The sequence below is a fragment of the Pseudonocardia yunnanensis genome, assembly GCF_039534065.1.
Classification (GTDB): domain Bacteria; phylum Actinomycetota; class Actinomycetes; order Mycobacteriales; family Pseudonocardiaceae; genus Pseudonocardia; species Pseudonocardia yunnanensis.
This window is the reverse complement of the sequence record NZ_BAAAUS010000027.1, coordinates 97,132-120,432: the sequence shown is the minus strand read 5'-3', so window position 1 is coordinate 120,432 and position 23,301 is coordinate 97,132. Positions and strand designations below refer to the sequence as shown.

Sequence of the window (23,301 nt, the reverse complement as noted above, 5' to 3'; positions counted from 1 at the left end):
GCGTCACACCTGCGTGAGTCCCCCGTCGACCACCAGCTCGGCGCCGGTGACGTAGCTGCTCTCCGTCGACGCGAGGAAGAGCGCCGCCGCGGCCTGTTCCTCGGGCCGGGACATCCGTCCGAGCGGCACGTCGGCCGCGTGGTTCGCCTTCCACTCCCGCCGTGCGGCCTCGTCGTGAGCGAACGTGCTGATCGCGAGGTCGACCGCGGGCGTGTCCGTGCCGCCGGGGGCGAGAGCGTTCACGCGGATGTTGCGCCCCCGGAGCTCGTACGCCCAGGTGCGGGCAAAGGAGCGCACGGCGGCCTTGGCGGCGGAATAGACACCCAGCCCGTCCCGCCCGGTCGTGGCCGCCATGGAGGTGACGAGAACGATGGACGCCCCGTCGTTCAGCAGCGGAAGCGCCTTCTGCACGGTGTTGAGTGCGCCCTTCACGTTCACCCCGAAAATCGTCTCGACGTGCTCGTCGGTGACGTCCTCGAGACGAGCGAACCCACCACCGCCGGCGTTTGCCACGATGACGTCGATCCGGTGTCCGTTGTGCCGCACCGTGTCGTACACGCGTTCCATGTCCTCGGCCTTCGCCACGTCGCCCGGCACCCCGACGGCGCCATGCCCGACCTTCGCCACTGCCGATTCCAATTCGGCCTGACGGCGCCCGGTCAGGTAGACGAGGGCACCCTCCTCCGCGAATCGCTGTGCGATGGCGAGGCCGATACCCGCGCTCGCACCCGTAACAATCGCGATCTTGTCGTCGAGCTTTCCCATGTGCCTGTCCCCGCTGCAGTATTCCGTTCCGGACAACACAAGTCCAGCAGCCCGCATATCCCCCAGCAATGACGATTCGGGTATCGGCACGATGTCGCCGGGGTATCGATCAGCCCAGAGCCGGTGGAGCTGCTTCGCCGTCAGCCGACGTGCAAACGGGAGCGCAGGGCCGGCCCAGGAACGGATTTTTGTCCGTTCTCGGCCCGCAACGGACGATGTGGCTGGAGCAAGCCGGCAGTCACGTTCGCGGGACGTCGTCGGGAGATGTCGCAGACGCACCGCCGGAACGACCGATTAACACGCACCGCCGAATTGATCTTCAAAGGTCACAGATTAATGACCTGTCGCGCATCTCAACGGTTATCGCGTACCGTTCGACCTGGCCACCGAGTGCACCAGCTCCCCCGAAAGGATTCGTCATGGCCGACCCTACCGCGGACTATCCCCATCCGCCGAGAAGTGCGGGCAGGCAAACCCGCCACACGGAAGAAATATTGCATCGCGCAGTCCGGGCGTTTTGCGCCGCCACGGCGCAGCTCTGCACCATTATTGACCGCTATGCCTTCTTCGCCTATGGCGTGGCCGCCGGTCTGGTTTTCGGCGAGCAGTTCCTCCCGTCCGACTCGCCGGTTGCGGCCGCACTGGCCTCGCTCGGCACGTTCCTCGTGGGATTCCTCGCCCTGCCGATCGTGCGCCGGCTGATCACGGATGCCCGCTCGCGCAACCGCGCTGCGTATGACCCGGCCCGCGTAGCGCGGCTGCTGGCGCGGCTCGGCGAACTCGTCCGCCGCATCCCGGCGGAGCTCGTCGCGGGCACCCTGGCGGCCACGGCAGCGCCCGCGGTCAGTCTGATGCTCTACATCCATCTCATCCCGCACGGACAGCAGGTACTGCACGTCCAGGTCACTGTCGCCATGCTGGTTCTCTCGGCGATCTCCGCGGTGGCGATCCTCGTGGCGATCCGGGTCTCCGCGTGGTGAGACCACCGAGCCGGCCGAGTGGGCCGGGAAGGCGATATCAGTCGGCGTGCCGGGCGATCACGTCGCGGATCACGCTCAGGTGCTCGTCCATGGCGGCCGCCGCGGCATCCGGGTCGCGGGCCTGCACCGCCTGGTAGATCGCCTGGTGCCCCTCCAGTGAACGCAGCCGCCCCTCGAGCGTGGCATGCGAGTGCCGTCGTAGGGATTCGGTCCACGTGCTGGTCATCGTGCACAGCGCGACGAGCAGCGGGTTCTGCGCCGCATGTGCCAGCAGCAGGTGGAACTCCAGGTCGAGCTGCAGGGACGTCTCCGCATCCAGGCGCAGCGCGGAGCGGGTGAGCACATCCTCCAACTGCACGAGGTTGGACGGGGCCGACCGGAGAGCGGCGGCCGCGGCGATCCGCGGCTCGACGATCAGCCGCAGTTCGGTGGCGTCGTCGAGCGAGGCGTTCGTGGTGCCGTCCAGCTCGGAGTACAGCCGGCTCACCCGCTCCGACTGCTCGGACACGATGGTGCCCCGCCCGGTGCGCCGCTCGACCAGATGCTTGGCCTCGAGCTCGTGCATCGCCTCGCGCAGCGACCCCCGCGACACCGACAAGCTCGCGGCGAGCTCCCGCTCCGGAGGCAGCCGTTGCCCCGGCCGGAGCACTCCGGTGGCGATCAGTCGTTCGAAGTGCGCCGCGAGCTGAACGCTGACGCTGCGAGGTCGGTGGGGCATGGGAGGCACGGGGGCGGGCTGCACGGTCCGAGCATAGGACCAAGCGCAAATTTGCGACCTTTTGTCCGACCAATGTTTCGAGGAGCCGCAGCCGCGTTTCCGCAGCGTAAACACACTATCGACCGTCCGATTCCACGTTTCCTCGCGACCTACAGTGCGCTGGTCCGACCAACGGACTATCGATCCACGTGACCACGCGAAGGAACTCCTCCGACATGCTCAACCGCCTGCTCCGGCCTGCCGCGCTCCTCGCCGCCGCCGGTGCCATCACCTTGCTTGCGACCGCCTGCGGCAGTGGCGGCTCGTCCCCCGCCTCCGGCGGCGGCGCGCCCGCGTACCCGGCGCTCGCGTCGTCACAGGCATGCACGCAACTGCGCTCGCAGAACCCTGATCTGAACGGCAAGAAGCTGACCGACGCGATCAATCCGCACACGCCCGGGTACGAGTCGATCTCGGTGAACGACCCGACCAAGTACGAGGGCTTCGACATCGACCTCGCCGAGGCGATGGGTGAGTGCCTCGGCTTCACGGTCGACTACCTGCCGGTGGCCTTCGACGCGTTGCTGCCGACCCTGCAGAGCGGGCAGGCCGACTTCATCGTCTCCGACATCTACGCGACCAAGGAGCGGGCCGCGTCCGCCGATTTCATCACCTATTCCAAGGTCTTCGACGGCGTCCTGGTCGCCGCGGGCAACCCGAAGAAGATCACCGGGATCGACGACTCTCTCTGCGGCACCACCACGGCGCTGAACAAGGGATTCGTCGAGGTACCGCTGGTGAACGACCAGAACACCACATGCCAGTCGGAAGGCAAGCCGCAGGCCCAGACGGCGCTGTTCGACAACAACGCCGACTGCGAGCAGGCGATCCTCTCCGGCCGCGCCGATGCCTACATCAACGATGTCAACACGGTGAACCGCTTCGTCAAGGACCAGCCCGACAAGCTGGCCAGGGCCAACACCCTGACCCTTCCCTACTCGATCGGCATCGCCGTGCCCAAGGGCCGGATGCCGATCCGCACCGCCTTCACCGCGGCGCTGACCCAGATCCAGACGAGCGGCCTGCAGACCCAGCTCGCCCAGAAGTGGCAGCTCGACCAGTCCGCCATCCAGGCGCCGTCTCTCGTCACCGCGAGCTGATGAGCAGTTTCCTGCACTACCTGTCCATGCCCTACCTGCTGGGCGGGATCCTGGTCACGCTGCAGGCGACGGCACTGGGTTTCTTCGGCGGGTTCGCCGGCGGCCTGGTGCTCTCGGGCATGGCGCTGAGCGGCAACCGAGTCGTCTCGGGGATCGCGCGCACCTACAGCGTGATCTTCCGGGGCACCCCGTTGGTACTCCAGCTCGTGTTCGTGTTCACCGCGCTGCCGCACGCGGGCATCGTCCTGAGCCCGGTCATGGCCGCCGGGGTCGCGCTGGCCGCCAACGAGGCCACGTTCTTCGCCGAGATCCTGCGCTCGGCGGTGCTCGGCGTCGACCGGGGCCAGACGGACGCGGCGCGTGCGGTCGGGCTGCGGCCCTGGATCGTGATGCGCCGGATCGTCGGACCGCAGGCAGCGCGCGCGGCCATCCCCGCGATCGGGAGCGAGGCGGTCGCGACCATGAAGAACTCCGCGCTGGCCTCGATCATCGCCGTGCCGGAGCTGACCTTGCGCAGCAACCAGCTCGCGTCGGCCACGTTCGACTACTTCAGCATCTTCTTCGCCTCCGGCGTGATGTACCTGGTGCTGACCGGGGCGATCACCGGCCTGCAGCTCACCATCGAGCGGGCCGCCGATCTCAGCCGGATCGGGAACCGTCGCCGCGGCAGACCCGCGACTCCGGACGACGGGGCAGCCCCAGAACCTGCCGAGGCGTCGGCCCCGCAGCCGGTGAACGCTGCGGTGCGAAACGGCGCGAGTACCAGCGGCGCGGTCACCAACGGCGCCGCTCCCGCAGGTGCCGTGTCCAGCGCTACGGCCGTCGACGGGGACCTCTCCCGGGCCGCCGCCGTCCGCCGGGCCCGGGTCGCGCTGACCATCACCGACGTCCACAAGTCGTTCGACGACCACGAGGTGCTGCGCGGCATCGATCTGGAGATCCGCAAGGGCGAGGTGGTGGCGCTGCTCGGTCCGAGCGGTTCGGGCAAGAGCACGCTCCTGCGCCTGATCAACCACCTCGAGACCCTCGACCGCGGCACGATCTCGTTCGACGGGATCGAGGTGGGCTACCGCGACGACGGCGCGACCTTGCCGGAGCGGGAGGTCGCCCGGCAGCGGGTGGACGCCGGCGTCGGCATGGTGTTCCAGCACTTCAACCTGTTCGGGCACCTCACGGCGCGGGAGAACGTCGCCGTGCCGCTGCGCTGGGTGCACCGTGTGCCCAAGGACGAGGCGATGGTCCAGGCGGATCGTCTGCTGGGCAGGGTCGGGCTCGCGGAGCGGGCACACGCACTCCCCCGCCACCTCTCCGGTGGGCAGCAACAGCGCGTCGGCATCGCGCGGGCGCTCGCCGGGCGCCCCCAGGTGCTGCTGCTCGACGAACCGACCTCCGCGCTCGACCCGGAGCGGGTACAGGAGGTACTGGAGGTGATCCGCTCACTCGCCCTCGACGAAGGCCTGACGATGCTGATCGCCACCCACCAACTGGGCTTCGCCCGGGAGGTCGCCGACCGGGCCGTCTTCATGGCCGACGGCCGGGTGCTCGAGCAGGGCGCGACCGCGGAGGTGTTGGACCACCCCCAGCATCCGACCGCCGCCCGGTTCCTCCGGGCTGTACACACCGTGGAGGTCTGATCGTGATACCGCACCGGGAGTCCTTCAGCTTCACGCCCGAGCAGGGCGTGCCGCCGGCAGTGGCCCCGTTCTCCCACGTCACGCGGTGGGGAACGCTGCTCTTCGTCACCGGGCAGATGCCGACCGACCCGGCCACCGGAAAGCTGGTGACAGGCGGCCTGCTCCCTCAGGCCGAGCAGGTACGGCGCAACCTGCTCGCCTGCCTCGCCCCGTTCGGGGTAGACATGGACGACGTGCTCATGGTGCGCGTCTACCTCACCGACTTCACCGAGTTCGAGGCGTTCAACACCGTGTACCGCACCTGGTTCACCGGCGCTCTGCCCAGCCGCACCTGCGTCGGGACCACCGCCCTCGCCGTGGGTGCCGACGTCGAGATCGACCTGATCGTCGGCCTGCCAGGCCACGAAGCAGTGGACAACACTGGCCACGACAACCCTGGAGAACCTGCATGAATTCGACCTTGCTCCAGCCGGGCGAGGGCACCATCGCCGGCCGCCATCTACTCACCTCCACGACGGAGACGGTGAGCTGGGGCTGGCTCCCCAACGAGAAGTCCATCCCGTGCCTCACGGTGGCCTCGGGCGACACGGTCACGATCGACACGCTCAGCCACGAGGGAATCCTCCCCGACCAGGGGCGCGACCCGGTCGAGTTCCTGGGCCGGTACGGCGTCGAGACCACGGACGTGCTGCACGACGCCAAGGTCATCGCCGGTGGCAGCATCCCCCATGGCCCGGAGGACGGGCCCCACGTCGTCACCGGGCCGATCGAGATCGCAGGCGCCGAGCCGGGCGACGTGCTGAAGATCGACGTCCTCGAACTCCTACCCCGCACGCCGTACGGCTTCGTGAGCAGCCGCCACGGCTACAGCGCACTGCCCGACGAGTTGCCCGAGGGTCCCGGACCTACGTACGAGTTCTGCCGCGTCGGCCTCAGCGGCGGGCGGATGGTCAGTTGGATGGCTGCCTCCGACGGCAGGCAGGCCTGTTTCCCGCTGGATCCGTTCCTCGGCCTGATGGGGGTGGCTCCGGCGACCGACGAACCCGTGCACTCCGTGCCGCCCGGCGACTTCGGCGGCAACATCGACGTGAAGTGGGCGCAGGTCGGCAGCTCGCTCTACCTCCCGGTCTCGGTGCCCGGTGCCCTCTTCTACACCGGCGACCCGCACTACGCGCAGGGCAACGGCGAGGTCGCCCTCACCGCGCTGGAGGCGTCGCTACGCGCCACCCTCCGGCTGACCGTGCTCTCCGGGGCCGATGCGACGGCGGCCACGGGCACCCTGCGCAACCCGCTGCTGGAGTCCCCCGGGTACTGGATCCCGACGGGCATGGACCCCGATCTCGGAGAGGCGATGCGGAAGTGCGTACGCCACGCGATCACGTTCCTGGTGGAGCGGTTCGGGTTCGAGCGGTCGACCGCGATGGCGTACCTCTCGGCCGCGGGCGACTTCGAGGTGAGCCAGGTGGTGGACAGGACCAAGGGCGTGCACTGCATGATCCGCAAGGCCGACTTCGCACAGTGGTTCTGACCTCGGCGCACCGCGAGCCGAGCACCGGGGTCCGGACGCTGCGCCCCCGATAGGCCGAACGACCTACAGATCCGGGACCACCGCCGCTGCCGGGGAGCATGCTCACTCGCGAACCTGGATCCGTCGAGCCGAGGAGGGGTCATGGCGGGCGCATGGCGACTCGCCCAACCGGTGGTCGTCGGCGTCGACGGGTCCGGTCCCGCACTCGCGGCCACCCGGTGGGCAGCGCGTGAGGCCGAGCGCCGGCGGGTCGGGTTGCGCGTGGTCAAGGCGTTTCTCGAGCGGCCGTCCAAGCGCATCGGGGCGCCCGGACCAGACCCCGGTCACCGCGAGGTGATGCTCGAGGGCGCGCGGGCGGCCGTTGCGGAGGCGGCGACGGTTGCCGCCTCCACGGCGCCCGGTATCGAGGTCGTCGAGGACGTGGTCGACGGCCGTCCACTCTCGGTGCTCGTCGCCGAGTCGCAGCACGCCGGGACGATCGTGGTCGGCAAACGCGGCCTCGGTGGGTACGGCGGGCTGCTCGTCGGCTCGGTGGCCGTCGGCCTGACGACCCAGGCACGCTGCCCCGCGGTCGTCGTCCGCGGTGGCGAGCACGCGGCCGACGGGCCCGTCGTGGTGGGCATCGGCATCTCCGCGACGAGCGACGCGGCACTCATCTTCGCGCTCGAGGTCGCTGCCGCCCGTGGGGTGCCGCTGGTGGCGGTGCACGCCTGGATGGAGTACATCGCCGACCCAGCGGTGTGGCCGGTGCAGGAATGGGGTGCGATCGACGCCGACCAGGACCAGATGCTTGCGGCGCGGCTGGCGCAGTGGAGCGAGAAGCAACCCGACGTCGAGATCCGCCGGGTGGTGGCGAGGGACCGTCCCGCTCACGCCCTCCTCGAACAGGCCGCTCTCGCCCAGCTCGTCGTCGTGGGCTCACGGGGGCGAGGCACCTTCCGCAAGCGGGTGTTCGGCTCGGTGTGCGACACGGTCCTGCAGCACGCGCCCTGCCCGGTGGCCGTCGTCCGCCCCCATCCGGCCGACCTGGTGGCGTGACCGTGACAACCGACCGCCGACGGCTCGCGGCAACCCCGGAGACAGCGGACGAGGACCCGCTGCTCACGCACCTCATGACCACCCGCGTGGTGGCCATCACCGCCGACGCCCCGTGCTCGACGGCCCTGTATCTGATGGCCGCAACGGGCGTCCGGCACCTGCCCGTGCTCGACGGGAACCGCTGCTGCGGTGTCGTCTTCGAGATCGACCTCGCGCACTTCGCCTCGGGGGCAGGCTCGCCGCTGTGCACGACGCTGCGTGTCGGAAACCTGACCCGACCCGCCGCGCCACTGCCCGTGACGGCTCGCCGCTCCGATGCCGCCCGCCGCATGCAGGACGAGCACGGCGACGCCGTCCTGGTCTCCGACCAGGGCCGCCTCGTCGGAATCGTGACGGCCACGGACCTCGTGCGCTCACTCGCCGCTGCCGGCTCGGAACCCGCCGACGAGGACCGGGAGGAAGGGGGTTGATCCGCCGTTTGACCAGGTCGTCGGCCGTGCACGCGACCGGCAGGCCGGTACGGTGGACGGCACAGGCAGTCCCGCCTCGGCTCGCATCGCCGCCCTACCGGCCCAGGTGGGCGTCCACCGAGCGCAGGAGGTGCTCGTGCCGACCGACCACGGTGCACCGGATCCTGACGCCCACCGGCCGGCTCACACGCCCGCGCCGCGTGCGGACGGGCCGGGCAGCGCGGACGGCGCCCGGGCCCGGTTGACCTTCCCCGACCTGCCGAGGCTGGAGCTGGACCAGTTGCTGGGTCAGCTCGTCGATCGCGCCCAGGAGGTGATGGCCACGCAGGGGCGGCTGCGCGGGCTGCTCCAGGCCAACCAGCTCATCACCACCGATCTGACGCTCCCGGTCGTGCTGCGGCGGATCGTCGAGGCGGCGCGGGATCTCGTCGGCGCCCGGTACGCCGCCCTCGGCGTGATCTCCCCGGCGGGCGGCTTGTCCGAGTTCATCCACATCGGGATGCCCCCGGACGCCGTCGAACAGATCGGCCACCTCCCGCAGGGCAAGGGGCTCCTGGGTGCGCTCATCCAGGACCCCCGCCCCATCCGGCTGTTCCGTATCGCCGAGGACCCCCGCTCTTGCGGTTTCCCGCGCGGACACCCGCCGATGAGCAGCTTCATCGGCGTGCCCATCCGGATCCGCGACGAGATCTTCGGCAACCTCTACCTCGCCGAGAGCACCAGGGGTGCGTTCAGCGCCGAGGACGAAGAGCTCACCACCGCGATCGCCGCCACGGCCGCGGTCGCCGTCGACAACGCCCGGCTCTACGCCTCCGCTCGCACCCGCGGCGAGTGGCTGCAGGCCTCTGCCGCGATCACCCGCAAGCTTCTGGCCTCCCCCGACGCGAGTACGAACACCGAGGCCGTCCACCCGCTCCAGATGATCGCCGAGCGGACCAGAGAGATCGCCGATGCGGACCTGGTGACCGTCGCCCTCCCTGCGGGCGACCGGGACGCGGTCGGCGAGCTGAGTGTCGACGTCGCCGTCGGGGTCGGAGCGGATCGGTTGACCGGCCGGTCCCTGCCGGTGGACGGATCACTCGAGGGGCAGGTGCTCCTCACCGGAGAGCCACTGCGCCTCTCCCGCGCCGACGGCGACACCCGCCTCGGGTCGGTCGCCCCGGACGTTCTGGACGTCGGCCCGATCATGATCCTGCCTCTGGTCGGTTCACGGCGTGTCCAGGGCGTGCTGAGCGCCGCCCGGGTTCGCGGACGCACCGCGTTCACCGCCGCCGACCTGGACATGGCCGGCAGCTTCGCCAACCAGGGCGCCGTCGCCATCGAGCTCGCCGAGGCCCGGGCCGAGCAGCAACGCGCCGCCATGCTCGACGAGCGCGACCGCATCGCCGCCGACCTGCACGACCACGTCATCCAGCGGCTCTTCGCCGCAGGTCTGTCCCTGCAGAGCGTCGCCATGGGGCTCGGGCCGGGGCCGATGACCGACCGCGTGCTCTGCACCGTGGCCGACCTCGACGCCACCATCGGACAGATCCGCACCACGATCTTCCAGCTCCACGACATTCCGAGGACGGACCCCGCCGGTCTGCGTGCCCGGATACTCGCCGTGGCCGCCGACGCCGCTCCCGCACTGGGTTTCGACCCGGCCGTCCGCTTCACCGGCACCGTCGACGCGCTGCCGACCGACGTCACCGAGGACCTCGTCGCGGTGGTGCGCGAAGCGCTCACCAACGTGGCTCGCCACGCCCGCGCCCGCACGGCGGAGGTCGACCTCGTCGTCCGGCCCGACCGGCTTGTCCTCACCGTCCGCGACGACGGCACCGGCATGGTGCACGCCACCCGCCGCAGCGGGCTCGCGAACATGAAGAGACGAGCCGAGCGGCACGGCGGCATCTTCGAGACCGGTGCCCGCGAGCCCAGCGGCACCGTGGTCACCTGGTCGATCCCGAACGGTTGAGGCGAGCACACGATCCCAGCCCCGATCGGGCCCGTTGGACCATCGACAGAGGCGTCCGGCCCTACCACCGCTCGGTGACGGTCCGGGAAGCTCGACGGTGTGACCCGATCGGACCCGCGCGGCACAGCCGCCGTCGCGGAACTCGTGGAGCTGGACCGCAGCGAATGCCTGAGGCTGCTGGCCCAGGTCGACGTCGGCCGGATCGTCTTCACCGAGGCCGCGATGCCTGCCGCGGTGCCCGTGCACTACCTCCTCGAGGGTGAGGAAGTCCTCTTCCGCGCCGGAGGCGGGCGGTACTTCACAGCGGCCCGCCCGGCCGTCGTCGGTTTCCAGGTCGACAACCTCGACCCGGCGACGCGGACCGGGTGGAGTGTGCTGGGAGTCGGACAGGCGTACGAGGTGGTCGACTCCGCACGACTCGCCATGATCACCGGCGGCGTGCCCGAGGGGTGGGCTCCCGGCCCCGCCGCACACGTCGTCGCCGTCCCGCTGCAGCACCTCACCGGCCACCGCCTCTGCCCGCGGCGCGCGGCCGCGGGCTGAACGCGCGGACATCCGATGACCACGGTTCCCGGCGCACTCGGCCTCACCCCGGCTCAGGTCGCCGACGTGCTGCGGGCGGCGGGGCGAGCGCCCTCGCTGCACAACTCCCAGCCGTGGCTCTTCCGCGTGACGGACGATGTCATCGAGGTGCACGCCGATCCGGACCGCCGTCTCCCCGCGACCGACCCACACGACCGCGAACTGCGTCTCGCGTGTGGCGCGGCGTTGTTCAACCTCCGCATCGCCGTGCACGGTTTCGGCTTCCGCCCGCGGGTCACGGTTCTCCCCGACCACGATCGGCCAGGCCTCGTCGCCCTCGTACACCGTGGCGCCGCGGCTCCACCCTCGCCGGAACAGCTCCGTCTGCTCCGAGCGATCCCACAACGGCGGAGCAACCGCCACCCGTTCAGCGACGTGCGGGTCTCCGCGGCCGAGCAGCGGGAACTGTGCCGCGCCGCCGCCGAGGAAGGCGGCCGCCTGCACATCATCGAGCACCGCGGACAGCGGGCGCAGATGCAGCGGATCGCAGCCGAGGCACACCGCATCCAGCTGGCCGACCCCCTCGTCCAGGCAGAGACCGCACGATGGACGGGCGTCGCTGCGGACCGATCGGACGGGGTGCCCCTACCGGCAGGCGGCCCGCTTCCCGAGCCGCAGGACCGTTGGGTACTACGCGATTTCACGGCGGGCTCGGGCCGGGTGCGTGCACCGGGCAAGGACTTCGAGCACGAACCGCTCATCGCCGTACTGACCACCAGCCTGCCCGGCCCGGCAGGGGACGTGCAGGCGGGACAGGCCCTCCAGCGTGTGCTGCTCACCGCGACGGCCGATGGTCTGGCCGTGTCGCTCCTGTCGCATGTCGTCGAGGTGCCGCAGGCGCGCGCGGAGCTGGGCCGCCTCGTGGGCGACAGCAGGCCGCCGCAGGCAGGGCTGCGGATCGGCCGCGGATGGCCCGTGCCGGCCACACAGCGCAGGGACGTCGCCGATCTCCTTCTGACGTGATGGTCGTCCGGATCGGGAGCGAGAGGCCAGGTGCCCGGGGGCTGCGCTCCGTCGCTCCCCAACACGAAGCACAGCCCCCGGGCCTGCCGGAGGTGCGCCGCGATCCGTCCGTCACGTCTCGCGGCACGTAACGCATCCTGCGCCGTTCCGGCCGGGACGCTGACGCGACCGGCCGGCGGCCGGCGGGTGCTGCGTTCCCTCCGGCACGTCGAGAATCGCTGGATCGGGCCGGAAACGAGCAGAGGCGAAAGTCCCTACTCACCAGGTGCAACTACCCGGTCGACGCCGATCGTCAGGAAATGGGCTTCGACCTCACATTCTCGACCAACCGCACGAACCGTTCCGCATACGCTTCGACGTCGACCGGATACCGGGCCGTCACGATCAATCCGTCGACCACCACCAGCGGCTCCTGCCACGAGGAACCGTGCTCGATACGGCCGGCGGGACCGACGGCCGCACGCACCTCGTCCTCGGTGTACGTCCGGTAGGTGCGGTAGCGGCGCCCGACTCGATAGAACGTCCTGCGGAAGGCGTATCGCTCGATCGGCTTGATCAGCGTGGTCACGGTACGCCCGGCGAGCAGACTCTTTCCCGTTTCCTGGTTGCGTGCTCGCGCCGCGACGAGCACCCCGTGGCACACGGCGCCGATCGGTTTTCCTGCAGCGTCGAATGTGGCCACCTTCGCCTGCAGGAGCCCGCTGCCCAGATACTGCTTCATGCCCGGCGAGTGGCCGCCGGGCAGATGCACCGCGTCGAAATCCGAAACGTCGATCTCCGAGTAGCGGATCGGTCGTCGGAAGTTCGGGGACGCCGTCATGCGGTGATACGTGGCGACCACCGCGGGCTCCGCCGGGAACGGATTGCGCCAACCCGGACCGAGGAGGTGCCTGTCGCATTCCGCCACAGCACCGTGCTCGGTGGCGAAAACCACCTCGTGACCCGCCCTGTCGAGCGCGTCCCACACCACCGAACTCTCGGTGGTGTCGAAGTCGCGGTCCGGCAGCGGAACCAGGATGCGACGTGGACGGTCGGTCATCGTCTCTTCACCGCTTTCTCTCGCAACCGCTGGGAAACGACATCAACCGTTCTCGGCGAGCACGCCGAGTCCGAGCGCCACGAGCACAGTGCCCGTGACGCGCTCCAGGACGCGCCGGACCTTCGCCCGGGAGAACAGCCCGCGGATCCGCCCCACCGTCATCGCGACGAGCAGGAACCACGAGCCGTCGACGACCACCTGCACCAGGGCCAGCAGCACCGTGCGGTGCACGATCCCGGGCCCGGCTGCGACGAACTGGGGATAGAACGCGAAGGTGAACACCGCGACCTTGGGATTGGCCAGGTTGGTGAGCAGACCGGCGCCCGCGTCCCGCCAGCGGCCGCGTGACGCCGCGGTCTGCGGCAGCTCGTCGACGACGTCCTTACGGGCCGCCCGCCAGGCCTGCACCCCGAGGTACACGAGCACGCAGGCACCGGCGATCTTCAGCCCCAGGAACGCAGCCTCGCTGACCGCCACCAGGGCAGCCGTGCCCACCGCGGTCGCGAACGCCCACGCGAACAGCCCCAGCTCCACGCCCGCGATCACCGGGACCGCGGCGGCCGGACCGTGCAGCGCGCTGCGGCGGACGACCAGCGCAGTCGTCGCACCGGGCACCATTGCGCCGACGACGACCGCCAGCAGGAAACCACCCATCATCGACAAGCTCATGCGTCCCACCCGGATCTGTCCGACTCGAATCCGGTTGATCAACTCGGCTACATCTTCGGGCCGATCCGCATTCAGGGGTGATAACCGGAGATGCTCAGTGTACGCACATATCTTGTCGAGAAGCGATCGTAATTCGCCCGGCCAATCCCACTCATCACCCATCGGCTTCTCATGTCGCTTTTCAGCCGTCGGTTGTCGGATCAGGGCGATCATCCGGACGAAGCGGCCCGAGTGATTACGAGGCGCGCGTGGATTTCTGGGCCAGCAACCACCGCAGCGAGCGGTCGTCAGCGGCCTCGTACTCGTGCGGGAGCAGGTACACCGAGGCCCGCCCGTCGCTCACCCGGACGAAGTCGCCACGGGTCCCGGGCGCCGCCGGCTGACCCAGCGGGTTCTGCAGCAACCGCGTCGCCACCAGGTGTTGCACCATCGCCTCCACACATCACGGTGCGCCCTGCCGTGGACGCCACCGATCCATCGGCACCACCTCGCCCTGCGTTGCACCGATGTGATCAGGGTTGCTGCGTTGGTCACATCTCGGCATCAACGCTTGTGCACGAGCGAACGAAAGGGGCGTCCGCGCGTCAGGCGCGATCGCCGGCGAGGCGGGCGAGGCCGTCGAGAAGCCACTCAAGTACCTGCTCGAAGGAGTTCGGCGGCGGTTGGAAGCGACCGGGGTCGTTGGCCCACGCGATGAAGTGCGGATAGCGGCCCTCGGCCGTGATCCGCTCCAAGTAGGGACGAGCGGCGGCGCCGAGCTGCTCGTCGGTGAGCAGGCCGACGCGCTCGCGCATGGCCCGCTCCTCGAGCAGCGCGAGCCCGGACGCCAGCGCCTGGCCGAGCACCGTGTCGATGAATCCCATTCGGGTCGCAGCGTCCAGGCGAAGCCCGGCGAGCCCGGCGAGCGCCGCGTCGTACGTGGCGAGGGCGTGCGGCCCGAGCGGCGGACGACTGAAGGCGAGCCGGGCGAACCAGGGGTGCCGCTGCACGGCCTCCCACGTCGAGCACCCCAGGCCACGCAGGCACTCCCGCCAGTCATCGGCCGGAGGCACGTCGATCTCGCCGTACACCTCGTCGACCATGAGGTCGACCAGCCCGTCCTTGCTGCCGACGTACCGGTACAGGGCCATCGGACTGCGCACGCCGAGGCGGCCCGCGACCGCGCGCATCGTGACGTCGCCGCGCACCTCGGCGTCCGCGACGGCGATCGCGGCCGCCACGACCTTCTCGCGACTGAGTTGCTCCGTGGCGCGCGGCGGCGGGGGCTCGTCGAACCAGACCAGCCCGCCCGGTGCCTGACTCGGATCGGTCGACGAGGACATTGCCGGGATCCTAGCCGTCGTGTACTAAGTACACCGTGAATGTACGGAGTACACAGGTTCTGGTCGTCGGAGGCGGGCTCGTCGGGTTGACGACAGCCCTCGTACTGCGCCACCACGGCGTCGAGGTGACCCTCGTGGAGCGACGGGCCACGACGTCGCCACAGCCCAAGGCCCGCCGGTTCCACACGCGGACGATGGAGGTGTTCCGCGAGCTCGGCATCGCGGGCCTCGTGCACGAGGCCGCCCGCGACCTGGCCGAGCACCGCCACATGGCCGCGGGGAGAACGCTCGTGGAGTCCGAGCAGCTGCCGCTCTGGCTGCCGTCCACTCCCGACGGGACCTACGTGGAGCCCGGTCCCGAGCCCCCCTGCCTCGTCGCCCAGGACGTCCTCGAGCCCGTGCTGCGTCGCGCGGCGGCCGAGGCCGGAGCCGACGTCCGGTTCAGCACGGAGCTGATCGGCCTCACATCCGGGACGGGTGGTGTGGTCGCCGAGATCCACGACCGGGCGGGCGGCCGGCACGAGCAGCTGCAGGTGCCGTTCCTCGTCGCGGCGGACGGCGCACGCAGCCCGGTACGCACCGCGCTCGGGATCGGTCGCTCCGGGCGTGGGGCGATCGGCGGCCCCGCGATGAACGTCTACTTCCGTGCGGACCTCGCCGACGTCGTGCGCGGCCGGGAGTTACCTCTGCCAGATCGAGCACCCGTACGCTCCCGGAGCTCTCGCCTCCGTCGACGGTCGTTCCCGCTGGGTGTTCATGGCCGGTGGCGAGACCGAGCGGGACTGGCCGACGCTGCTGCGGACCGTGCTCGGCGTGCCCGCTCCCGATCTCGAGGTTCTCAGCGTGCTGGCCTGGCAGCCGGAGATGCTCGTCGCCGACCGCTTCTCGGCCGGGCGCGTGCACCTTGCGGGCGACGCCGCACACGTCATGCCACCGTTCGCGGCGACCGGCGCCAACACCGGCATCGCCGACGCGCACAACCTGGGCTGGAAGCTCGCGGCCGTGCTGAGCGGCGCCTCGACACCCGATCTCCTCGACAGCTACGACGCCGAGCGGCGGCCCGCCGGGTGGTTCGCCGCGGACCAGTCGAGCAGGCGCTCGGCCGACCTGCGCTCGGCGCCCACGTCCGACGGAACCCTCGCGCACCCGTTCGTGCTGGCCGCGGGCGGGTTCCAGTACCCGTGCGGCGCCCTGGTGGGCGGCCCGGACGAGGGCGGCGAGATCGAACCCGTCGACGTGTTCGCACCAGCGGGCCGCGTAGGCACGCGGGTACCGCACGAATGGCTCGACGAGGCCCACACGCGCTCCACGCTCGACCTGGCCGGCCCTGGATGGGCGCTCGTCGTGAACGGCGACCCGGCCGCCTGGGAGCGTGGCGCCGCGGCCGCGCCGCGGCCCCTGCCGGTGCACCGGCTGACGGCCGGGTTCCTCCCGGCGGGGTGCGCGCTGTTGCTGCGCCCCGACCATGTCGTCGGCTGGCGCGGCACGGATCCCACAGCACCCGCCGACGTTCTTCGCAGACTCCTGACGGGCGCCGCCGAGCGCCACCGCACGAGCGGCACGCCGGTCCGGACGTAGCGGACGACAGCGCCGTTCGTGCGGTGCTCAGGTGGCCGACAGGCTGGTGGGACCGCTCGCGAGCACGGCCGCGGCCAGCGCTTTCGCGGCCGGTCGCTGCTCCGTGCGGGGGTTGGTGAGCAGCACGAGATCGATGTAGCCGAGCTCGGGAAGGCGGTGCTGCGGACCGAGCGACGTCAGCTGCACCGGGACGAGGCTGCTCGCCAGTGCGGAGATGCCGATGCCGGCCGCGACGGCGGCGATCAGCCCGTTGACGCCCCGGCAGATACATGCGCTGCGGTAGGCGGTGTTGGTGCGCTCCAGCGCGTTCTGCATCGCCGAGCGGCTCAGGCTCGGTGTCGGGTAGACGACGAGTGGGAGCGGCTTGCCGAAATCGAGCCTGGTGGAGCCGTTGCCCACCCACACCAGGCGGTCGCGGCGCACGAGTTGGCCGCGATGTTCGCCGCGGGGCCGTTTGCCCACGAACAGGTCGAGCCGGTCGTTCTCCAGCCTCCGGTGCAGGTTGCCGCTCTGGTCGACGGTGAGGTCGTAATCGACGAGGGGGTGGTCACGACGGAAGTCGCGCAGGATCTGCGGCAGCCGGGTCAGCGCGAGGTCGTCGGACATGCCGATGCGCAGCCTGCCGTGCGGGCGTTCGCCACCGAAATAGGCGGCCGCCTGCTCGTGCACGGCGAGGATCGAGCCAGCGAAGCCGATCATGGCCTCGCCGTCCGTGGTGATCGTGACCGAGTGCGTGTCGCGCTGCACGAGCACCCGGCCGGTGGCCTCCTCGAGCTTGCGGATGTGCTGGCTCACGGTGGGCTGGCGGATGCCGAGGCGAGCCGCCGCCTGCGTGAAGCTGCGGGTCTGGGCGACGGCGAGGAAGGTCTGGAGCTGGATCGGGTCGTACGTGATGGCCATAACGCCCCGCAATAACAGTAAGTCGGCTGATCGACGTTCACAATATCCCGTTCTCCTTCCAGACTGGAGGTGATCTTTCGACGCTATGAAGGGCTCTCTGTGACAACGGCTACGGCCGAAATACCCGCAAGCACCACCGCTACGACGCACCGCAGGGGCACGTTCGCCGCGCTCCGGGTGCACAACTACCGGATCTACGTCGCCGGTCACGTCGTCGCCAGCACGGGCACGTGGATGCAGAGCATCGCGCTGGACTGGCTGGTACTGGAGCTGACGGGCAGCTCCGCCGCCGTCGGCATCACGATGGCGATGCAGTTCCTGCCGATGCTGCTGCTCGGCGTGCACGGCGGCATGCTCGCGGATCGCTTCCCGAAACGAACGATCCTCATCATCACCCAGTCCCTCAACGGCACACTCAGCGGAAGCCTCGCCGTCCTGACGCTCACGGGGCACGTGCGCGTCGAATTCGTGTACGCGTTCGCACTCGCCCAGGGCCTGGTGATGGTCGTCGACAACCCGACGCGCCAGGTGTTCGTCAACGAACTCGTGCCGGCGCCGTACGTGCGCAACGCGATCGCACTCAACTCGGCGGTGTTCCAGACCTCCCGGCTGATCGGCCCCGCCGTCTCCGGTGTGCTGATCGGCACGGTGGGCACGGGGTGGGCGTTCGCCGCGAACTCGGCGTCCTACGCCGCGCCAGTGATCGGCCTGGCTCTGATCCGCTCGGCCGAGCTCACGCGCGCTCCCGCCGCGGTTCGGGCACCGCGACAGCTCCGGATGGCCCTGAGCTATGTGCGGGCCCGTCCGCACATCGTCTGGACGATCTTCCTCGTCGGCGTGATCGGGACCTTCGGCCTGAACTTCCCCGTTGTGCTGACCGCGATGGCCGACCAGACCTTTCGCGGCGGCGCCGATCTCTACGGCCTGTTCAACGCCGTGCTGGCGGTCGGCTCGGTTGCCGGTGCGCTCATCGCGGGCGGGCGCACCGACACGCGCCTGCGCACGCTGGTCCTGGGCGCGGTGGGGTTCGGTCTCGCGCAGACCGCCGCCGCGCTGGCCCCCGGGGTCGCGACGTTCCTCGCCGCGCTCGTGGCTCTGGGGATGGTCAACCTGATCTTTCAGGCGATGGCCAACTCATCGGTGCAGTCGTGGGTCGACCCGCAGGTACGGGGCCGGGTGATGGGTCTCTACATGCTGGTGTTCGTCGGTGGCACGCCGCTGGGCGCCCCCATGATCGGGTGGATCACCACGGCGTACGGACCGCGCGTCGCCATGGCGTTCTGCGGCATCGTCCCGGCGCTCGCCGCGGTGGTCGTGGGCCTCATGCTGTGGCTGAAGGCGCGCGGGCGACTCGCGCAGCGAGGTCCGGTGCCGCAGACAGCGGGGTGACCGAGGACCGCCGGCGGAGCTACACCCGTGGTGGTACCCACGAAGCCTCCGCCGAGAGGAGGCGCTGATCGCCTGCCCGGTCCTAGCGTCGCCGCCATGGACGGTGACGGGCAGCCGACCGCGCTCGACGAGCGAGGGCCCGCGCACTCGCGGGCCTCGCTCGGCGTCGGGACCGGAGCGCGCGACATCGAGCGCGGTGCGTACGTCGTCGCCGCGCTGCTCGTCGCGAGTGGGCTCGTCCACCTGGGCGTGCTGGTCGTCAGCGGCGGGCCCTGGCTGGGGCCGGTGTCCCTGCGCAAGGCCCTGACGTTCGGGCTGTCGTTCGGACTGACGCTGGCCGCGGTCACCTGGGTGACGTCGTCCCTGGCGCTGCGGCCGGCGACCCGGACGGTGCTGCTCGCAACGTTCACCGCGGTGAGCGTGCTGGAGACGGCGCTGGTCACGATGCAGGCCTGGCGCGGCGTCCCGTCTCACCTCAACTTCGCGACCGGCTTCGACACCGCTGTCTCGATGACCCTCGCCGGAGGCGGTGGCCTGATCATCGTGACGGTGCTGGGATTCGCCGCGGGCGCGGTGGGAGGCGCCGCCCGCCGTCTTTCCCCGAGCATGCGGCTGGCCGTCCACTCCGGGTTCGCCCTGCTGGTCGTCGGGCTGGCCGTCGGAGGCGTGATGATCGGTTCGGGTGTGACCGAGGCGCGGACGGGCAATGCGCAACTCGCCTACAGCGCGATGAGCACCCTCAAGCCGGTGCACGGGGTGGCCCTGCACGCGATCCTGGTGCTGCCCGCGCTGGCATGGGCGCTCGGACGCACGAGGTGGAGTGAGCGCCGTCGCGTGCGGGCGGTCGCCGCAGCCGCCGTCGCTTACGTGGCGATGGTCGTCATCGTGGCCGTTCTCACCGGTTTGTAAGGAAACAACGACACCGTCGGATCAGCCCCATTTCTCACTGGACTTGATCCTGCCCGCACAATTCCGGGCCATTGTCAGCGCGGCGTTACCGTGCTAGCTTCATTTCCTACCGAACAGTCGGAAATACGGCGCCACTCCGCCACCTCACACGGTCTCGTCGACGCGGCGGGCCCGCGGACTGCCACGCCCGCTCCCACCGTCGCGGCCGGCCGCGCGGCTCGAGCCATCGGAAGGCTTCTGATGACATCCACTTTCGACTACATCGTCGTCGGCGCAGGATCAGCGGGATGCGTTCTCGCCTCCCGGCTCTCCGAGCAGGGCGACATCAACGTCCTCCTGCTCGAGAACGGCCCCTATGACGTCCTGCCCGAGATTCGGACGCCGTCGATGTGGCCGACGCTCCTGGGCAGCGAGATCGACTACTCGTACCGGACGAGCCCACAAGCCGAGATGGGTGGCGTCCGGCACGACTGGCCGCGCGGAAATACGGTCGGCGGTAGCAGCTCGATCAACGGAATGGTCTACCTGCGCGGACATCGCAACGACTTCGATGAGTGGACCAGGGCAGGCGCTTCGGGATGGGATTTCGACAATCTGCTCCCCTACTTCCGGCGAGCGGAATCGGTGCCCACGGGCAATCCATGCTTTCGCGGCACGGACGGGCCGATGCGACCGGCCCCGGCACAGGATCCGAACCCGGTGTCGGCGGCCTTCGTCGACGCGGCCGTCCACCTCGGCCACCCGCTCACCCCCGACTTCAACGCCGACGAACAGGAGGGAGTGGGGTGGCACGACCTCTCGATCACGCACGGGCAGCGGCAGAGCACGGCCGCCGCCTATCTGACCCCCGCCGTGCTGGGACGACCGAACCTGAGCGTCCTCACCGAGGCGCGCGCGATGACATTGCTGCTCCGGGGTGCCCGTTGCGACGGGGTGCTGGTGCGCCACGGCGGTGAGACCACGCAGATGCGGGCCGCCCGTGAGGTCATTGTCGCGTGCGGCGCCGTCGACTCTCCACGCCTGCTGCTGCTGTCCGGAATCGGTCCGGGAACGGAACTGCATGACGTCGGCATCGACGTGGTGCACGACCTTCCGGGCGTCGGCCGGAACCTGCACGATCATCCCCTGACCTCGGTCATCTACGAGGGGAGGACACAGATTCCACGCGGAATGACAAACCTCGCCGAGTCCTCGCTGCTGTGGCGCAGTGACCAGTCACTCGCCGGGCCCGACATGCAGATCATGTGCATCCATGTCCCGTTCCATGTGGCCGCCCTGCGGGTACCGCCGAACTCCTTCACCCTGGGGATCGCGGCGGTGCCGGACAGCCGCGGCACGATCCGGCTCCAGAACGCCGATCCGGATTCCCCGCCGCTCATCGATCCGCAGTATCTGAGCGAACCTCGCGACGTCGACCGCCTCGTCCACGGGGTCGAGGTGGCGCGCGCGATCGTCGCCGACAGCGCATTCGACGACTGGCGCGGCCCCGAGGTGCACCCAGGGCGCTCGGTGACGGGTGTCGAGGACGTCGAGGCCTTCGTGCGCCGCGGAACCGGCAGCTACTTCCATCCCGTCGGAACGTGCGCGATGGGGACCGGGGACGAGGCCGTGGTCGACCCGGACATGCGGGTGCGGGGCGTGGAGAACCTGAGGGTCATCGACGCGTCCGTCATGCCCCGGATCGTCTGTGTGAACACCAACGCCACGACGCTCATGATCGCGGAACGGGGAGCGCAGCTGGTCAGGGGAGGAACCTGACGAAATGGCGTCGTCACGGTCGCGCCCGCCGCACGCGTGGATCGCAGAACGTGCCCCGGACGGTGGAATAACATGTCTCTTGTCGCGACTTGTCGTGGGCGGTTGGCGGGTCGCAAGAGAGAGTTGGTCATGGCTGCAGTGGGCAGGCCCCGACAGTTCGACCCCGAGCGCGCGCTCGACGCCGCGCTGGAGGTCTTCTGGCGGCACGGTTACGAGGGCACGAGCCTCACCGACCTCACCACGGCCATGGGCATCAACCGCCCGGCCCTGTACTCCGCGTTCGGCAGCAAGAAGGAACTCTTCTTCCGAGCGCTGGACCGCTACTACGCCGTCGACGCCGTGCACACCTTCCAGGCGCTGGAGGCGCCGACCGCACAGGAGGTCACGAGGCAGTACCTCCTGCGCAGCGTCGAGCAGCTCACCGATCCCGAGCGCCCGATGGGATGCTTCGTCCTCCAAGGCGCCTTCGTGTGCGGGCCGGAGAACCGCGACGTCGCCGATCACATGGTGGGGCTGCGCGTTGCAGCGGAACGCGCTCTCCGCGAACGGTACGAACGGGCCCAGGCCGAGGGAGAACTCCCTCCGGACGAAGATCCGGCGTCGCTCGCCCGCTACATCAGCGTCGTGCGGCACGGCCTCGCCGTGCTCGCGTGCGACGGTGTGCCACGCGCGGAGCTGGAGAATTCCGCACATCGGGCCCTCGACGGCCTCTCCCTGCGGATGGCCGCTCGGAGCGCCTGACTTCTGCACAGCTCGCGAAGTCAATTTCCGACCGAGCAGTAGGAATCTAGATCACACTCCGTGGTGTGCGGGCGGTCGTGCCGCAATACTCAGCACGTCTCGATCCGGCCACCGACGCCCCGAGGACATCTATTTCGTTCCCGTGCAGCGTCTCGACGCCGTTCAGAACTCCCGGCCTGCACGAGGTGCACGATCCGTAGAAATGGACCTTACGATGGAAATGCCGAGATGGACCAACAGGTCGACACCCTCACACACCGATTCCTGCATGCCCGTGTCCGACGACTCGCACGGGGGGCGTCCCGCACCGCTCTCGACCTGACACCCACCGTGCACCAGCTGGAGTTCCCCGACGCAGGCATCGCGTTCTGGGAGAGCGGGACGGGTGAACCACTACTGCTGGTGCACGGGGGCCTGTGCGCCGACTGGTTCCTGCCGGTCGCCCGGGAGCTGCAGGGGTACCGCGTGGTCCGCACGCATCGCGCGGGCTACGGCCGCAGCCGGAACCTGACCGGAACGCTTACCGTCCTCGACCACGCACGCCACTGCGCCGAGGCGCTGCGATCGCTGCGCATCGAACGGGCACACGTGGTGGGACATTCCAGTGGCGCCAGCGTCGCCCTGCAGATGGCCGTCACACACCCGGAGCTGGTCCGGTCGTTGGTACTGATCGAGCCGGCTCGTCCGCACGCTCCGGACGAACCACCCGTTCCGGCAATGCCCCGCGCCATGAACGCGGTCGCCGGCGGACGGTTCGACGACGGGTTCGACCTTTTCCTGCGGGCGACGTGCGGGCCCGGCTACCGCGAGGCCTTCGTGCGGCAACTCGGCCCGGACGGGCTCGCCGAAGCGATGGGCAGCAGCGCGTACTTCTTCGGCCACGACCTCCCGGCGTTGTCCGAATGGACGTTCGGGATACGGGAGATCGCGGCCGTCCGGCAACCGGTCCTCCTCGTCGACGGAGCCGAGAGCGTGTACTTCACCGCTGCGTACTCGCAACGCAATCGCGCACTCGCCTGCGAACTTCCGAATGCCGATCACGTGTGCGTCCCTGGCGTCACGCATGCAATGCCATTGCAGGATCCGGTTGCGGTTGCACGGACGATCGAGGGGTTCGTCCGTCGCTATCCGTTCACTGTCCGGCAAACTGCCCGACGGTGAATGGCGATCTGTTCCCGCTACGCGCGACGGGCCATTGACGGGCCGCTGTCGGCCCATTCAGGAT

23 protein-coding genes and 1 pseudogene are annotated in these 23,301 nt (G+C 70.0%); 17 read left to right on the top strand and 7 right to left on the bottom strand.

The annotated features are described in order from the left end of the window. Positions 1-3: 3 nt before the first annotated feature. Complete coding sequence (locus ABD743_RS25310) at positions 4-765, bottom strand: SDR family NAD(P)-dependent oxidoreductase (RefSeq protein WP_344724699.1); 762 nt, start codon at positions 763-765, stop codon at positions 4-6. A gap of 419 nt (positions 766-1,184) precedes the next feature. Between ABD743_RS25310 and ABD743_RS25305 the strand changes: the two genes are divergently transcribed. After that, complete coding sequence (locus tag ABD743_RS25305; RefSeq protein WP_344724698.1) at positions 1,185-1,745, top strand: hypothetical protein; 561 nt, start codon at positions 1,185-1,187, stop codon at positions 1,743-1,745. Between the two features lie 37 nt (positions 1,746-1,782). On the opposite strand, the gene ABD743_RS25300 is transcribed toward ABD743_RS25305, so the two are convergent. Continuing rightward, positions 1,783-2,487 (bottom strand): FadR/GntR family transcriptional regulator, encoded by a 705-nt coding sequence (locus ABD743_RS25300; RefSeq protein ID WP_344724697.1) that lies wholly within the window; start codon positions 2,485-2,487, stop codon positions 1,783-1,785. A 164-nt stretch (positions 2,488-2,651) separates the two neighbouring features. Here ABD743_RS25300 and ABD743_RS25295 point away from each other — a divergent pair, with 164 nt between their 5' ends. From ABD743_RS25295 to ABD743_RS25255, 9 genes are all read left to right on the top strand, one after another. Next, on the top strand, positions 2,652-3,602 hold the full coding sequence (locus ABD743_RS25295; protein WP_344724696.1) for an ABC transporter substrate-binding protein: 951 nt from the start codon (positions 2,652-2,654) through the stop codon (positions 3,600-3,602). Then, positions 3,602-5,236: an amino acid ABC transporter permease/ATP-binding protein gene (locus ABD743_RS25290; protein ID WP_344724695.1), complete on the top strand. Its 1,635-nt coding sequence runs from the start codon at positions 3,602-3,604 to the stop codon at positions 5,234-5,236. Before ABD743_RS25295 ends, ABD743_RS25290 begins: the two co-directional genes overlap by 1 nt. Positions 5,237-5,238: 2 nt before the next feature. Next, entirely contained in the window at positions 5,239-5,688 is a 450-nt protein-coding gene (locus tag ABD743_RS25285) for a RidA family protein (protein WP_344724694.1), read from the top strand. Beyond that, positions 5,685-6,764, top strand: coding sequence for an acetamidase/formamidase family protein (locus ABD743_RS25280; protein ID WP_344724693.1), 1,080 nt, complete (start codon positions 5,685-5,687; stop codon positions 6,762-6,764). The genes ABD743_RS25285 and ABD743_RS25280 overlap by 4 nt, the downstream gene beginning before the upstream one ends. Before the next feature lie 141 nt (positions 6,765-6,905). Continuing rightward, positions 6,906-7,802, top strand: a complete 897-nt coding sequence (locus tag ABD743_RS25275; RefSeq protein ID WP_344724692.1) for a universal stress protein — start codon at positions 6,906-6,908, stop codon at positions 7,800-7,802. Continuing rightward, on the top strand, positions 7,799-8,272 hold the full coding sequence (locus tag ABD743_RS25270; RefSeq protein WP_344724691.1) for a CBS domain-containing protein: 474 nt from the start codon (positions 7,799-7,801) through the stop codon (positions 8,270-8,272). The genes ABD743_RS25275 and ABD743_RS25270 overlap by 4 nt, the downstream gene beginning before the upstream one ends. A gap of 52 nt (positions 8,273-8,324) precedes the next feature. After that, a complete protein-coding gene (locus tag ABD743_RS25265; RefSeq protein WP_344724690.1) occupies positions 8,325-10,226 on the top strand; it encodes a sensor histidine kinase in 1,902 nt (633 codons plus the stop codon). 99 nt (positions 10,227-10,325) lie between these two features. Beyond that, positions 10,326-10,769 carry a pyridoxamine 5'-phosphate oxidase family protein gene (locus ABD743_RS25260; RefSeq protein WP_344724689.1) on the top strand — a complete coding sequence of 148 codons (444 nt, stop codon included), beginning with the start codon at positions 10,326-10,328 and terminating at the stop codon, positions 10,767-10,769. A 15-nt stretch (positions 10,770-10,784) separates the two neighbouring features. Further along, the gene (locus ABD743_RS25255) at positions 10,785-11,771 is read left to right on the top strand and encodes an Acg family FMN-binding oxidoreductase (protein WP_344724688.1); all 987 of its coding nucleotides are present in this window, start codon (positions 10,785-10,787) and stop codon (positions 11,769-11,771) included. Positions 11,772-12,063: 292 nt separating this feature from the next. Here the strand turns inward: ABD743_RS25255 and ABD743_RS25250 are convergent, their stop codons facing one another. The 4 genes from ABD743_RS25250 to ABD743_RS25235 form a co-directional block, all read right to left on the bottom strand. Then, positions 12,064-12,810, bottom strand: a complete 747-nt coding sequence (locus ABD743_RS25250; protein WP_344724687.1) for a type 1 glutamine amidotransferase domain-containing protein — start codon at positions 12,808-12,810, stop codon at positions 12,064-12,066. 42 nt (positions 12,811-12,852) lie between these two features. After that, positions 12,853-13,479: a LysE family translocator gene (locus ABD743_RS25245; protein ID WP_344724686.1), complete on the bottom strand. Its 627-nt coding sequence runs from the start codon at positions 13,477-13,479 to the stop codon at positions 12,853-12,855. Positions 13,480-13,714: 235 nt separating this feature from the next. Further along, positions 13,715-13,909, bottom strand: coding sequence for a hypothetical protein (locus ABD743_RS25240; protein WP_344724685.1), 195 nt, complete (start codon positions 13,907-13,909; stop codon positions 13,715-13,717). Between the two features lie 154 nt (positions 13,910-14,063). Next, entirely contained in the window at positions 14,064-14,801 is a 738-nt protein-coding gene (locus ABD743_RS25235; protein ID WP_344724684.1) for a TetR/AcrR family transcriptional regulator C-terminal domain-containing protein, read from the bottom strand. Between the two features lie 35 nt (positions 14,802-14,836). Here ABD743_RS25235 and ABD743_RS25230 point away from each other — a divergent pair. Together ABD743_RS25230 and ABD743_RS25225 are read left to right on the top strand one after the other, a co-directional pair. Then, positions 14,837-15,415 (top strand): annotated as a pseudogene (locus ABD743_RS25230) (FAD-dependent oxidoreductase); the annotation flags it as partial. Between the two features lie 31 nt (positions 15,416-15,446). Beyond that, complete coding sequence (locus tag ABD743_RS25225) at positions 15,447-16,379, top strand: FAD-dependent monooxygenase (RefSeq protein ID WP_344724683.1); 933 nt, start codon at positions 15,447-15,449, stop codon at positions 16,377-16,379. A 27-nt stretch (positions 16,380-16,406) separates the two neighbouring features. Here the strand turns inward: ABD743_RS25225 and ABD743_RS25220 are convergent, their stop codons facing one another. Further along, positions 16,407-17,279: a LysR family transcriptional regulator gene (locus tag ABD743_RS25220; protein WP_344724682.1), complete on the bottom strand. Its 873-nt coding sequence runs from the start codon at positions 17,277-17,279 to the stop codon at positions 16,407-16,409. A 99-nt stretch (positions 17,280-17,378) separates the two neighbouring features. On the opposite strand from ABD743_RS25220, the gene ABD743_RS25215 reads away from it, so the two are divergent. The 5 genes from ABD743_RS25215 (at position 17,379) to ABD743_RS25195 (ending at position 23,237) form a co-directional block, all read left to right on the top strand. After that, positions 17,379-18,668 carry an MFS transporter gene (locus ABD743_RS25215; RefSeq protein WP_344724681.1) on the top strand — a complete coding sequence of 430 codons (1,290 nt, stop codon included), beginning with the start codon at positions 17,379-17,381 and terminating at the stop codon, positions 18,666-18,668. A 96-nt stretch (positions 18,669-18,764) separates the two neighbouring features. Next, positions 18,765-19,577 (top strand): hypothetical protein, encoded by an 813-nt coding sequence (locus ABD743_RS25210; RefSeq protein WP_344724680.1) that lies wholly within the window; start codon positions 18,765-18,767, stop codon positions 19,575-19,577. Between the two features lie 240 nt (positions 19,578-19,817). Then, entirely contained in the window at positions 19,818-21,335 is a 1,518-nt protein-coding gene (locus ABD743_RS25205) for a GMC family oxidoreductase (RefSeq protein WP_344724679.1), read from the top strand. A 129-nt stretch (positions 21,336-21,464) separates the two neighbouring features. Beyond that, positions 21,465-22,076: a TetR/AcrR family transcriptional regulator gene (locus ABD743_RS25200; protein ID WP_344724678.1), complete on the top strand. Its 612-nt coding sequence runs from the start codon at positions 21,465-21,467 to the stop codon at positions 22,074-22,076. Between the two features lie 228 nt (positions 22,077-22,304). Then, on the top strand, positions 22,305-23,237 hold the full coding sequence (locus ABD743_RS25195; RefSeq protein WP_344724677.1) for an alpha/beta fold hydrolase: 933 nt from the start codon (positions 22,305-22,307) through the stop codon (positions 23,235-23,237). Positions 23,238-23,301: the final 64 nt, after the last annotated feature.